The organism is Micromonospora sp. DT4 (assembly GCF_049841675.1).
Lineage (GTDB): Bacteria > Actinomycetota > Actinomycetes > Mycobacteriales > Micromonosporaceae > Micromonospora.
Genome location: NZ_JBNCKT010000072.1, coordinates 1 through 13,466, shown reverse-complemented (window position 1 = coordinate 13,466; position 13,466 = coordinate 1). Strand labels below are relative to the sequence as shown.

The 13,466-nt window shown below is 69.7% G+C and carries 10 protein-coding genes and 1 pseudogene; 9 read left to right on the top strand and 2 right to left on the bottom strand.

What is annotated here, in order from left to right; all coding sequences use genetic code 11:
- The first annotated feature begins 145 nt into the window (after positions 1–145).
- The 4 genes from ACLQ24_RS19735 to ACLQ24_RS19720 all read left to right on the top strand — a co-directional run bounded on the left by ACLQ24_RS19735 (position 146) and on the right by ACLQ24_RS19720 (position 2,909).
- Positions 146–514 carry a DUF3499 domain-containing protein gene (locus ACLQ24_RS19735; protein ID WP_396804991.1) on the top strand — a complete coding sequence of 123 codons (369 nt, stop codon included), beginning with the start codon at positions 146–148 and terminating at the stop codon, positions 512–514.
- Between the two features lie 217 nt (positions 515–731).
- The gene (locus tag ACLQ24_RS19730) at positions 732–1,988 is read left to right on the top strand and encodes a GNAT family N-acetyltransferase (protein WP_425893189.1); all 1,257 of its coding nucleotides are present in this window, start codon (positions 732–734) and stop codon (positions 1,986–1,988) included.
- Positions 1,966–2,247, top strand: coding sequence for an anti-sigma factor family protein (locus ACLQ24_RS19725; protein ID WP_425893188.1), 282 nt, complete (start codon positions 1,966–1,968; stop codon positions 2,245–2,247). The genes ACLQ24_RS19730 and ACLQ24_RS19725 overlap by 23 nt, the downstream gene beginning before the upstream one ends.
- A complete protein-coding gene (locus ACLQ24_RS19720) occupies positions 2,244–2,909 on the top strand; it encodes a hypothetical protein (RefSeq protein WP_425893187.1) in 666 nt (221 codons plus the stop codon). Before ACLQ24_RS19725 ends, ACLQ24_RS19720 begins: the two co-directional genes overlap by 4 nt.
- Here ACLQ24_RS19720 and ACLQ24_RS19715 read toward each other — a convergent pair.
- Complete coding sequence (locus tag ACLQ24_RS19715; protein ID WP_425893186.1) at positions 2,898–5,834, bottom strand: hypothetical protein; 2,937 nt, start codon at positions 5,832–5,834, stop codon at positions 2,898–2,900. The genes ACLQ24_RS19720 and ACLQ24_RS19715 overlap by 12 nt on opposite strands.
- A gap of 146 nt (positions 5,835–5,980) precedes the next feature.
- A complete protein-coding gene (locus tag ACLQ24_RS19710) occupies positions 5,981–7,225 on the bottom strand; it encodes an SUKH-3 domain-containing protein (RefSeq protein WP_425893185.1) in 1,245 nt (414 codons plus the stop codon).
- A gap of 78 nt (positions 7,226–7,303) precedes the next feature.
- Between ACLQ24_RS19710 and ACLQ24_RS19705 the strand changes: the two genes are divergently transcribed.
- The 5 genes and pseudogenes from ACLQ24_RS19705 to ACLQ24_RS19685 form a co-directional block, all read left to right on the top strand.
- Complete coding sequence (locus ACLQ24_RS19705) at positions 7,304–7,738, top strand: YbaB/EbfC family nucleoid-associated protein (protein ID WP_425893184.1); 435 nt, start codon at positions 7,304–7,306, stop codon at positions 7,736–7,738.
- Positions 7,735–8,067: a hypothetical protein gene (locus ACLQ24_RS19700; RefSeq protein WP_425893183.1), complete on the top strand. Its 333-nt coding sequence runs from the start codon at positions 7,735–7,737 to the stop codon at positions 8,065–8,067. Before ACLQ24_RS19705 ends, ACLQ24_RS19700 begins: the two co-directional genes overlap by 4 nt.
- A gap of 16 nt (positions 8,068–8,083) precedes the next feature.
- Entirely contained in the window at positions 8,084–12,424 is a 4,341-nt protein-coding gene (locus ACLQ24_RS19695; protein ID WP_425893182.1) for a toxin glutamine deamidase domain-containing protein, read from the top strand.
- A complete protein-coding gene (locus tag ACLQ24_RS19690) occupies positions 12,424–12,858 on the top strand; it encodes a hypothetical protein (protein WP_425893181.1) in 435 nt (144 codons plus the stop codon). Before ACLQ24_RS19695 ends, ACLQ24_RS19690 begins: the two co-directional genes overlap by 1 nt.
- 215 nt (positions 12,859–13,073) lie before the next feature.
- Positions 13,074–13,466 (top strand): annotated as a pseudogene (locus ACLQ24_RS19685) (hypothetical protein); the annotation flags it as partial.

Below are 13,466 nucleotides of genomic sequence, written 5' to 3'. Positions count from 1 at the left end.
GGGTAGCCCCCGTGCCGGGCTGGCCAGCGGCACCGCCGCCAGCGTGGCGCGGCGCGAACCCCACCGCGAATTGTGATCACCACGACGGGCGTGTCGCAACGCGAAGCGATGCGCCGGACCCGGTAATGGAGATACCCTGCCGCACGTGAGGTCACCACGGCGCTGCTCCCGTAACGGCTGCCCCCGGCAAGCGGTCGCCACATTGACCTATGTCTACAACGAGTCCACCGCCGTGGTCGGACCATTGGCGGCGTTCGCCGAGCCGCACACGTATGACCTGTGTGAGCAGCACGCCCGCAGCCTCACGGCCCCGCGCGGCTGGGACGTGGTCCGGCACGAGGGCGAGTTCGAACCGCCCCCGCCGACCACCGACGACCTGGTCGCGCTGGCCGAGGCGGTCCGCGAGGCAGCCCGTCCGGCCCCCCGCCCCCCGGAGCCCGACCAGCCCCACCCCGAGCACCCCCACCAGACCGGCCGCCGCGGCCACCTCCGGGTGATCCCCCCCAACCATTGACGGCTTGCCGTGCTGGTGCCGCCGGTCGGGCTGGGCCTGCCGTGGCTGGAGCCGGGGCGGCGTGGGGCGAACCGGCGGGACGACATCCGCGTCGACGCGGATGTCGGCGGGCGAGCCGGGCCGATGGGAACGGTGACCGTCACGAGCCGGCCAGTTGTGTGGTGCGCCGTGCGTCAGGCCCTTGCGGCGTCGCGCATCCAGAAACGAGGATGGGTAGATGACGCCGTTGACGGTTGAGGTAGCCATCGGGCGGATCGAGTTACGTGATCTGTTCGTTGAGCCCGACCTCGACCTGTTGCGGCGGGTGCACACCGAGATCCTCGCGCCCAGCTTTCCGCCGCACCAGTTGGAGGACGTCGAGGCACTGGGGCGGTCGACCACGACGTTCGTCGGTGTCGCGATGGATGGCGGCTCACCCGTCGGCGCGGTGGTGGCCGAACCATTCGACCGAGTTCTGCTGCTGAGCTACCTGGCGGTGCGGCCCGGCATCCGTGGCGGCGGTATCGGCAGTGCGTTGTTGAGTCAGCTGTTGCCCTCGTGGCGGAGTCACTCGAATGCCGACGCGATCCTCGCCGAGGTCGAGGATCCCCGGATGCATTCCACCAGCGAATTCGGCGACCCCACCGCACGGCTGCGCTTCTACCAACGAGCAGGCTTCGGCGTGCTGCCCGTCCCGTTCACCCAGCCGCGGCTGCGTCCCGACGCGATGCGCGAGCACGGCATGCTCCTGGCCGTTCAGCCCGTGCACGGGGCGGTGCCGAGAGACGTGGTGAGGTCGTTCCTCATCGAGTACTACGAGTCAGCGGAGGGTGTCGGGGTCCACGACGACCCCGAGTTCAACGCGCTGGTCGCGGTCGTCGAACGCCAGGCGCTCAAGCTGACCCCGCTGGCACTGGACCACTACGGCGCTGTCCCCGCGTTGGAGGTGCCGGTCGAACTGCTTCGCCGGGATTACCCGATGACAGCCAAGGCCCTTGAGCTGCTGGCTGTCGACGACCGCGCCCGGCCGGTGCTCGACGACGTCTGGGCGCGGGTACTGACCAGGCTGGTTGCCGGGGAGCGGCTGCCGCGACCGGGCGTCGCCGTGCTGGCCGAACTCCTCGACGCGCTGTCCGACGCCGATCTGCTCTTCGTCTCACCGGAACCCGTCGATGCGGACGTTCCGCGACGTTGGTTCCTGGGCGAGGACGACGCGTGGGCAGGTTGGTGGCACACCGATCCGCCAAGCTGGGACGGGACGGCCCCGCCGCTGCGGTTGGTCGCCCCGGCCGTCCGGCGGCTGCCTCCGCTGTCCCGGGTCGCGATCATCCTCCGCGATGTGTTGGGCGTCGCACCGGCCGAGGCCGCGGCGTTCGTCGGTCAGGATGAGCTGGCCTACCTCGAGTTGGTTGGCGCAGCTAGAACCGAGGTGGTTGCCCTCATCGACAGGGAACTCGACAGGGAGCGGAGCGATGGACACCTTCCTGCGCTGTGACGCTGTGGTGTCGTTGACCATGCGCCTGATCGACAGCACCGTATCTCCCGAGCGGCGGGAGTTGGTCGAGCTGCATCTGCTGGTGTGCCCCGCCTGTATGGGGCATGTCGGCAAGATGCGAGCCCTGCGGACAAGTCTGTCCGGTCTGCCGGGCCGGCCGGCGCCGGAACACCTCCTCGCCCTGGCCGCGGGACCTGCCAGCCGCGTTGCCGTCCGACCAACCACCGCCATCGCGCCGCCCGAACGAACCACGCCATGAACTACTACAAGTTCTTGGCCTCTGGTCGGGTCGCGCCCTTCTCCGGGCAGCTCTGGTCGACCGACTGGCTACAGGCAGCCGAATGCATCCCCTGTGAACGTGGGCTGCACGCCTGTCGGGTCGAGGACCTTCCGTACTGGTTGCACGACGAATTGTGGTCGGTCGAGTTGCAGGGCGCGGTCACGGTCGCGGGCCAGAAGGTGGTGGCCCAACGCGGGCGGCTGGTGGAGCCGGTACCGCAGTGGAACGTCGATGCCGCTGCCGCATTCGTGCGCGCCTGTGTGGGGCGTACGGCCGCACACGCGGCGGCAGAGTGCGGCGACCTCGGTGGCCCGCTGCTGACCGAGGTTGCAGACCGGCTACTTGCGCCGGGCGACGATCGTCCTGACGGCGACCCCTTCGCCGGAGTGAGCGAACTCTCCGTCCAACTGCAGAAGAAGGCGGTGCTATCCGGTCGGGAAGTCGCGGCTCGCCTCTGCGGCTACCTGGTGGACGCCGTTGAGATGGCAACCACCTATCCGGTGCCGGCGCTCGGGTACGTGGCCGCACGCGCGGCGCAAGCCCGTCGCCCCGATCCTGTCGACGATCGATATGACGCGGAGCGGCGGTGGCAGGCGGGCTGGCTGGTTGACCGGCTCGGGCTGGACCCCTCAGCCGGCTGAGCGGTCCGCGAAACCCTCGCTCAATTCGTCGATGCGGTCCAGCTCAGCCGTCACGTCCAGGTCGAGTTGTTCGACGACATCCCCCCAGTGGTCGGGGAAGGTCCCCGAGCGGCGGTACAGTTCCTCGTCGCGGGGGCCCCGCGGAAAAAGATGATCGGCAAGCTGCTGTCTGGCTGCCACGGACCCGTCGTCCGCAGCCAGGTCCACGAAGATCGTCGTCGGTTCGCCGGCGGTGGGCTCGATCAAAGCCGCCACGATGGCATCCCACCGAGGATCCCGTTGCCACTCGGCCACCCGGGCGACCGCTCGGAGGGTCATCTCGGCGTAGAGCTGGCTGGTGTACTCATCCGCTCCGCTGACGGAGGGGCCGAGCGGATCGTCCGGCATGTGGAACACGAAAGCCCGCTTCACGGCCTGCCCGTACTGCTGTGCGGCTGTCACCCGGTCTGTCTCGGAGTAGAGATCCCCCAGCAGCCGGTGCACGTTGGCCAGGAGTTCCGACTCGCATTCCCCTGCCTCGGCCAGTCGGCGAAGCCGCCCGCTCGACTGTCGGCATCGGGCAGCGGCGAAGGAGAGATCACCCGCACCGAGCGCGACTTCGGCCCACTCGAAGTAGATCCAGGCGAGTAACCAGTCGTCGTCGAGTTCGAGGAGCTCTCGCTCCAACCTTCGATACGTGGCGTCGGCCTCGTTGAAGCGCCCGTCGTACCAGTACGAGTGGGCGGTGAAGATACTCAGGTATAGCCATGCTTCCCGGCGGGTCTGCCGGGTCTCTGCCGAGCGACGCGAGTCCTGCCAGCCACTCTGAACGCCGCACAGCTGACCGACCGTGCGTAACGCGTGACGCACCTCGATCCAGTGCGGTCCTGCCGGCTTGTCCGGGCCGGTCGAGTAGTGCTCGTGAAAGCGGCGTAGCTCCTCCAGTAGGTCTCGGTCCAGATCGTCTCGGACTGCCCGCTGCCAACTGTCCAGCAATTGATGGCAGAAAGAGAAGTTGACGTAGAGTCCCCACCACCAGAAGGCTTGCAGGAAAAGTACGACGAACTGGGTGCGGACGACTTCCCGCTCGTCGGCGAGCTGAGCAGAGTGCGACAACCACTCGGTCTCGTACATCTGCCAGACCACGTTCTCGTACTTGAACCAGGAGCCGTACACCGTTGATGTCTTGCTTTCCAGTGACATGATGCGCTCGTAGTAGTACGCAGCGGCTTGTCGGTGAACGTGCGCCCACAGGTCGGGTTGGAACTCCCGTACCGCCTCCGACATCGGGGGGCGGAGGAAGTCGTGCAGGCGGAACCGCCCAGCCACCGGCAGGGGGTCGAGCAGGCCGAGTCGTTCGATCCGCCGCACCGCCTCGCTTACCCTTTCGGGAGCGGCCGCCAGCTCCTCACCGGCAAGAATGGAGACGAGCATTGGTACGTCGAAGCTGTTCAACAGGGAGGCAACCTCGGCCACCCGCCAGATGTCCGGATGGCGTTCTGGACGGATCACTGCTCTGACCAGATCGTCCACCTGCCGGTCGCCGTGCGAAAGCTGGGACAGCAGATCTCGGAGGCGGCCCGGGTCCAACGCCTCGTCACGGTGGGAACGCATGAACTGCACGACGAGATCCGTGCCGTAGGGATGGCCGCCGGTGAAGCCGTACACCACTTCGGTCAGGCGCGATCCGACCCGGTCGCCGAAATGGTGCGCCAGATAGGCGTGCGTCTCGGCGGCCGTGAACCGAGGAAGTTCTTGCACGAGAGCCGGGTCCAACACCCGTCGGCCATGTTCGGTGAACTCACGTGGTACCAACGACAGCACCACGGTGGTGTTCGGGAGGCGGGCGGCAAGTCCTACGAACCACTGCCCAACCGCGTCGTCGATCAGGGTCTCGAAGCCATCGAGAACCAACACCGCGCGACGGCCGGCAAGATAGACACGCCAGTCGGCTATGAATGCTTCGTCCACGCGTCGCTGGGCCTGACGAATGCGCTCGATCGGGCTGTCGCCCACGACGTTCAATTCAAGTGACGCGTTGGACATTCGGGACCACGCCTTCGCCGTGAACGTATTATTCACGGTGATGCTGTTTGCTGCGCCTCGGGTCGCCTCCACTGCGATCCCAAATCCCGCAAACTGCCTCGCCAGAGCCTGTGCCAGGTCTCCGAGAAACTGCGTCGACTTCTCCAGCAGGAGAGCTGAGACGATTGTCGTGGCGTCTGCGCCGTATTCGCCTCGATATGCCTCACTCAGCCCGTACGGCTCCGCCGTCATGTCCGCTTGCAATGGCATCAACACCACGTCCGGGAACTCGCGCTGGATGGCCGTCCGTAGCAGGCTGAGGAACGAGGTCTTGCCCATACCCTTCGCTCCGAGGACGGTCACCGTCCCGTTGACGTTGCGGCGAATGCCGTCCAACACCCGAGCCAGTTGACGCTCGCGGCTGACGAGACCGTCCACGACCCGAATCGGCACGTGGGTATGGTGCGGCGGGGTTGCCGGCGTGACCGCGCGAGGAGGTTCGACGGCAGGTGGGCGGGATGTGTCTCGACCTGTGACTCCTGCTGACCGGGCCGGTGCCGGGCTGTCCGTCGGTGACTCGCCGAGAACCGGCGCAACTGGTGGTGGAGCCGGCCCGCGCACCGTGATGTCCTCGATGGTCGCACCGGTTGTCGCGCGGACGGTGGTGCTGCCGTCGGCGGCGAGCAGAAGCACGCGCCTGATCTTTCCACCGAGCCGTGCCAGGAAGGTGTGGTTCGTGCCGCTGCCGTCGCTGCGGGACACCAGGAGCGTCACGGCCGCCAACGCGAAGCTTCCGATGCCGGCCAACCAGCTGAGCAGTTCGACGCGCTGAAACTTCCAGGCGACCGCGACGCCGCCGAGGGTGAGGATGCACGCCCAGAGGGCCAAGGTCCGTGATGTCGACGTCGACGGTCGAGTCATGAGACCAGTGTGGACACCCGGGATGCGGACATCAATCGGTGAATGGACGGTTTCCGAAAAGCCCGCCTCCTGACGGATGTCGAATTGGTATGGCCCGATGGTCGCCCATATCCTGTTTCTCGTCGAACATTGGTGGCTGTTTGGACCTATTCAGCGGTCTGCCAGGTGCCGTCGTCGTGCACCCGGGCGGGGGCGCGGCCGAGCAGCAACGTGGTGAGCGCGGCGTCGATGCTCTCGCCGACGAACCAGTCGCCGGCCTGGTCGAGGGCGAAGATCCGCCCCCGCTCGTCGACGGCGAGAATGCTGTCCTGCTGTTCGGTGCCGATCGGAAAGAGCCGTACGCCGAGCACCGCGCCGAAGTCGGCCAGCGTGTCGGCGGTGTGCGCGATCATGTGCGGACGGATGTCGAAACGCGAGATCCACACCTGCTCGCCCGGGCCGCGCCGGGCGCCCACCAGGCTGGGGAACGCGGTCAGCGCCTCCACGGCGGCGGGGAAGGCCTCGTGCCGGTGATTCCTGCCCGGCACGGCGGTGACATCCCGTACGCCGGCGGCGGCCATGATCTGGTCACCGATGTGCGGTCGCCACCCCGCCGCCACCAGCGCGTTCGCGACCTCGGGCGGGAAGCGGCCCGGATCGGGGTCGGGCTCGGCCGGCGCGAGCCACGTCTCGGTGTAGGCCCGCGCCGACTCCGGCAGGACGTTGGCGCGCACCAGGAACGCGGTGCACGAGTCGCAGGGCAGCTTGGCGACGCCGCCGGCCGGGTCACCCGGCTCACGGATTCGGAAGATCTCGAAGCGGGCGGCGTCCAGCAGGACCGCCGCCTCGGCTCGCCCCATCGGCTCGATGCCCTCGGCGGCCCGGCGGTGGTCGTACTCGTGCAGCACGTCGGAGACCACGATCAGCTCGGCGTGACACTCGACGCCGCGGACCAGTTCGCCCCGGGGCCTCTCGTCCAGGTAGGCGCGCACGAGCGGGTGGTGGTTCAGCGTGGCCGCGCCCCTGGTGCCCTGGGCTGTCCAGATGCGACCGTCGAGGGTCAGGTGCGCCACCGTGTTCGGCGTCGTGCCTCGACGGATCTCCCGGATCAGCAGGCTCGACGCGTCGACCGTGCGAGGCGCCGTCGGCCCGCTGGGCTGACTGCGCCGGTACAGGTCCGCCACGACCGTGCTCGGCACCCGGGGCCAGGTGGTGACCTTCCCGGTGCGTTTGTCGATGACGGTGGTCGGCAGATCGCCGGGGAGCGCCCGCGCTCCACTCGGAACGATCGAGGTGATGACGAAGCCCAGGTCGAACTCGTCGACCACCGGGGTGCACTCGTGGCCGAGGCGCTGTGAGTCGCGTCGGGCCCAGGCGGACGCGAGCTGCTCAGCCTGCTGACGGTCGATCACACAACGAAACTACCGGACTACGCGGATCGATGGCGGCCGGTATGGTCTTGGATACCGAAGGTGACGGGAGGAGCGGCGGTGAGCGAACGCGTGGACCGGGACGCCAATCGCGAGCTACGAGCCCGATTCGACGACGTGTACGGCCAGTACCAGCAGATCAGGTCTGGTTTGGACACTCTGCGGGCGCGCCTTGCCCAGCTACGGGTGACCCGGCGCTCACCGGACGGCCACGTCACGGCGACCGTCGGCGCGCAGGGCCAGGTGATCGAGGTCGTCCTGGCCCCGGCCATCTACCGGGACCGGGACGCCGAGGCGCTGAGCCGGAAGGTCACCGAGACGGTGCACGCCGCCGTGGCCGCCGCCACCCAGGCCACCCAGGACCTGGTCGCCGAGATCATGCCCGCAGGCTCCGGCTCCGGCTCCGGCTCGGCGGAGTTCCTGCGTACCGGTGACTTCGGCGCGTTGCTCGGCCGCGCCGACGCCGTGCTCGGCCGCCGCGAGGGGTCGGCATGACCGACGGCCAGCTCTGGCTCGACGCGTCCCGGGCTCGGCGCGGCGGCGCCGACCTGGCCCTGTCGGGCGAGGCGGCGACGGCCCGCCGGGCAGCCGAGGGCGGCGAGATCGAGGCCGCCAGCGCTGCCCGCCCGTGGGGGCGCGACGACATCGGCGCCGCGTTCGAGCAGAGCTACCGCGGCATCGAGCAGACCGTGCTGCGCGCCTGGGCGGGCGTCGGGCAGCGGCTCACCGAACTGGGCGTCGACGTGGTCAGCGCTGTCGACGCGAGCGTGCAGACCGACCAGAGCAGCGCCGCCCGGCTCGACCGGGTCGCCGACCAGCGCTGACGGTGGGGCGATCCGGATGAGCCTGCTGCCCAGCCCGATCCCACACCCGCTGGACTACGCGCCCTGGGACGTGCCCGGCTGGATCTACGAGGCCCTCGACTGGGTCATCGGCGTGCAGTGGCCCGAGGGCAACGAACGGGCCGTCTGGGACCTCGCGGACCGGTGGTACGCGGTCGCTGCCGTCCTCGCCGGCCCGCACGCCGACGCCGTTGCGGCAGCCACCGAGGTGCGCAGCGGATACGGCGGCGTCGGTGCCGTCGACGCCGCGTTCGAGGCGGTCTGGCGTGGGATCGCCGAGGGCGACGACGCGCCCCTGCCGGTGCTGCTCGCGATCACCGCAGACCTGGGCCGCCTGGTCGAGGAGTGCGGCTGCGACATCGAGGGCGCCAAGATCGAGGTCTGGATCGAGCTGGGCATCCTGGTCGTCGAGCTGCTGTCGGTGGCCGTGGCGGCGATGCTCACGGCGGGTGCCGCGTCCCCGGCGGCCGGCGCGGCCGTCACCGCCACCCGGCTGCTGATCCAGCAGATCTTCAAGCGCCTGATGGGGCAACTGGCCAGCAAGGCTCTCCGGCGCGGGCTCAAGGAGGCCGGCGAGCGCGCGGCCAAGGAGGTCGCCAAGGGTGGCGTGCGCGGGCTCGCGAAGCGAGCCACCCGGGAAGGGCTGGAGGAGGCGGCCGAGGAGTCCGGCATCAGCCTCGCCACCCAGGCGTACCAGAACTCGACGGGCCGGGCGCACGGCGTCGACCTGACCGACGTGGGCGCGTCGGCGGTCGGCGGGCTCGCCGGGGGAGCGGTCGCGCCGCTGGCCGGCCTGGGCCGCCACGCGACCGGCCGCGCGGCGCGCATCGGTGAGCACCTGGGCCGGGAGACGACCGGCGAGATGCTCGCCGAGAGCGCCGCCAGCATCGCCACCGGTCAAGGCATGACCTCGGTGGACGAGGTGGTACGCGCCGCCGCGTCCGGGGTCACCGGATCGACGACCGCGCAGGTCGACCACGCCTTGCAGGCGCGGCTCCGCGCACAGGCCGACGCGCTGGCCGGGGCGTCTCTCACCGGCCCGGCCCTTCCGATTCCGCCCCCGGTCGCGTCTCCGGAACTCGCCGGATCGGTGTCCGCGTCGGTGGTCTCTTCGTCGTCGGGGACTTCGGCGGCGGATCTTGCCGGAGCGGCGCGGGCGGTGTCCGGAGAGGCCGGCTCGCCGCCACCGACCGCACCTGACGCCCCGGGAGCGCAGGACGGCGGGCCCGGGTTCTCGGCTGCGGAGTCTGGACGCCCTGCCGTCGTGGCGGCCGAGCCCACGCTGTCGGCCGTCACCGCGCCCATTGCCGGTGCCGTCGACCCGTCCGGCGGGCCGGGTGTCGGCGTCGCGCCGGCCGCCGCCTCGGGTTCGGTCGCCCCGGGCATCACCGGTTCCGTACCCTCGTCGGCCGGCCTGCCCGGGGCTGCCGCGGCCGTGTCGTCGCCGGCTTCGGTGCCCTCGTCGGCTCTTCTGCCCCCGACGGTGGGGCCGTCGTCGGCCTCTCTGCCCACCACGGTCGGGTCCTCGTCGGCCTCCGTGACCTCGGCGGTCGGGCCGTCGTCGGCTTCCCTGCCCTCGACGGTCGGGCCGTCGGTGGGGCCGGTACCAGCGGTCGGCCCGGCGGCGGCGAGCCCGGCGGCACCGTCGACGCTGGTCGCGTCCGGCGGTTCCACCTCGACAGTCGCCCCCGCGGTGGCCTCCCCGATCCCGTCCACCGGGCCGGTGGACGGTGCGCCACCCGGCCGCGTCGCCAGGAACGGCGGGGCCGTGACCCAGACGGGCGGGGGCGCGGTCACCGACGCACCGATAGGCCGACACGCCGCACCCGAGCAGATCTCGACGCGGGATTCACCCCCGCCGGCCCGCATACCCCGGCAGGGGGCCCGAGGTCGGGCCTCGGTGCCCGTCGACGTGGCGGCGTTCGGCGACCCGGTGGTGTCCACGAGCGAGGCCGACGACTGGTACGCGGCCCAGTGGGTGGCCGAGGCGGAGGCCGCCGAGCGGCGGCGCTACCAGGGCCACTTCGAGTCGCAGCGGATCGGGTTCGAGAACAACCGCCGGCAGGCCGAGGCCGCCCGCCTGCGGGCGCGGGCCGCAGAGCACGACCGCAGGGCTGTCGAGTACGCCAACTACGCCCGACAGTTGCACCAGACCGGTCACCGGCGGTGGGCCGACGGCTGGCAGCGGGCGGCGAACGACGAGACACGCGCGTACACCCACTGGCGTGACCTGGCCAACGACGTGCTGGCGGGCGTGACGGCACCGCCGGTCGTCGACCTGGTCGACGGAGCGTTCGCGTACGCCAACACCGACGTGGGCGCTCTCGCGCTCGGCGCGGTGGAAACCACCGGCCCGTCCCGGCTCACCGGCGACGACGTCCCCCCGCCGATCGACGACTCCCGCCCGTACGGGCAGCCGGGCGGGCTTCGGCCACCACTCGCGCTACACCAGGTCGACGTCGAACGGCAGATCCCCCGCGAGCGCGACGGCACTGTCCGACGTACCGCCGACCCGCGCCAGGGCAGCTGGTTCCGTCTGCTGAACGACGGTGGCCCCCAGGCCGACGCCACCCGGGGCATCAACTGCCTGGACTGCACCCTGTCGCTCTTCGAGACCTGGGTGCACGGGCGACCCCGGGTGTCCGCGCCGCGTACCTTCGACGGCTACCTGGACGGTGACATCCGACGTCCGATCCGCGGTGAGGCGGGTGGCCCGGGCCGGGTGGAGGACGTCACCGGTGGCCGCTTTCAACGCGTACTCGCCCCCGGTCGAGGGTCAGATCCCGCGCCGGCGCGGCAGGGGTACGCGAACCTGCACGACCAACTGCTGCTGGGCGGCCACGGCAGCTACGCGTTCCTGATCACCGAGTGGGCGGGCGGCGGCTCGCACGCCTGGGTGGCGCTCAACCAGAACGGCACGGTGCTCTATGTCGACCCGCAGACCGGCCTGGTGGGCGACCGGCCGCTGTATCCCGACGTGGTCGGCATCGACGCGCTCGTGCTGGGCGGGGACGGCCGGCCGATGCCGCTCGGCGGACTGCCCCGAGGTCGGTTCAGTGAGCGCCCCGACCTGCCGACCCATCCACCCGGGTACGACGACGGCGGCCACGGCGATCCGTACATCAACCGTATGTACCTGTTGCTGGACGGCCCGGGCTCGACGCCGGACCTTCCGCCGTCGGATACTGCCGCGGGGCGGGATCTGACCCAGGTGCTCGCGCAGGTCAGGAGTCTGGATCAGGTCTTCTCGACCGGGGTGAGCCCCGCTGAGTTCGCGAGGGCGGTGGACCCGCCGACCCTCCGGCGGCTGGTGCCCAGTCTCGACAACACGGCCGCGCAGGATGTAGCGCAACTGTTTGCCGACACTCGTGTCCGCGACATGCTGGACACCGCTTTGCGAGAGCCACCCCAGAACGAGCCGGATCTGACCCACGCGTTGGTCCGGCAACTGGCGCAGGCACCGGATCTGGCACGGATGATCCTCGCCACCCCCGAACTGGTGACGTCATTGACGGCCCGCCCGTTGACGCTTCACCACCTGGCGGGTCACCAACAGGCCATCGACGCCCTCGCCGAGGTGCTCGCCGACATCAGCCAGCAGGAGACGGCAGAGCTGGAGGCGACCGACTGGAGGGCGTCTCAGCCCCAGCCGACACCCCTGACTGACGAGCAGCGCCGGATCAGCGCGAGTATCGAGTTGTCGGATGATCCAGCGAGCCAACCAGGATTCGACAGTCGTCGACGTGGCAGTGCGTCTTATCGGCAGCGCTACCTTGACGAGCTCTACTCCGCGGCTGCTGTCGCTCAGCTGGAGCTGAATCAATTGGCGACGTCTCTTGCCCAGGTTGGTGACCGCCGTGTCGGTGAACCTGGCTGGCGCTCCCGACCCAAGGACCGCCGCCGAGCCGAAGACAAGGTCAACAAGCACGAGGGTGACGCCTCCAAGCTGCTCGATCTTGCTGCGGCAAAAGTCGAGTTTCGTAGCCTTACCGACCTTTACGGGGCACTTCAGCGGTTGAACGAGCGCCCCGATGTCACCATCGTTGCCTGCGAAGACCGCTTCGTCTCGCCTATGGACAGTGGCTACCGGGACGTGCAACTCGTGCTGCGAACGCAAGATGGTCACCTGGCCGAGTTCCGGCTGCACCTGGCAGCGCTCGACGCTGTTGCGGCCTGGGAGCATGTGCTCTATGAGGTACGACGCGATGTCGAAGCTCTCGCCCAAGCTGAGGGGCGAGCGTTGACTCACAAGGAGCGCGCGCTCGCCGCAGGCATACGTCACCACGAGCGTCAACTGTTCTGGGAGGCGTTGCAGTCGACCTTCGAGGGGAATTCTTAATGTCCGGGGATATTTCGCTGCCCTCCTACTACCTCTATTACTCCGCCCCGGTGAAGATCGTGGAAACACCGGAGGGTGGTGCCAGGGTATGGCGCCTATCCATCGACAGCGGGGGCTGGCGAGAGGAGAACGACATCTTCGGCGAGATCACATTGGGCGTCGGGGGTGAAATCTTCCGGCGGACGCCACAAGAGTTCGTGCAGGAGGTGGAGCGGTTCCGGGCTCACTACCTCGAAGGCGAAGGCCCGATCTTCGCCTTGTACGAGACGGTGCAGGCGCTCAGGGACACGGCGAAGGCTGAGGGCCGTCACCTGACGCCGCGCGAGCAGGCTCTGATCCGGGGAATCCGGCAGCGGTCGTTCGTGATGTTCGAGGAGCAGCTCCGGGCAGCCGGCGACCGGGGCGCTGACCCCGATATCGCCCGTGCGGCGTAGACATTGCGCGCCGACCGCATTGACAGGAGGCTGCATCAGTCGACGCCATCCAGGACAGGGTGTGATCGACAACGTATCGCCGAAGTGGCGGCTTCCGATGAGCCGGATGGCGCAATATCGCCGTAACGGAGTCGATCATGACCGACCGAGTGTCGACAGTAGCGGGCGCGTGACGGAGGCATCAGCGAGCGTATCGACGAAAGGGTGGGTCAGTGATGGCCGAAGGGTTCGACGTCCGGTTGACGCGGGCGCAGGAGCGCTACGAGCAGGCGGTCTTCGGCGGTGACGCCACGTCGTTGGACGCGGCGGAGCGGGACCGACAGGACCAGGCCGCCGCCGACCCGGCGTTCGCCCGGGCGCGCGAGCTGGCGACCGAGGCGGGAGACGAGCTGACTCTGTCGTACGTGCTGCGGCACCTCTGTCTCGGCGAGCAGGCCGCCGGTCGTGTCGACGCGGCGCGGGAGTTGCTGGAGGAGTCGACGCGTTTGCGCCGGAAGCTGACTCTGCTGCCGAATTCGGTTCAGGCGGCGAGGGCTAGGCCGTGTCTTGTGGATCAGGTTTCGCGGGCGAGGTCGCGGAGCCAGATCTTGATGGTGGCGATGTCGATG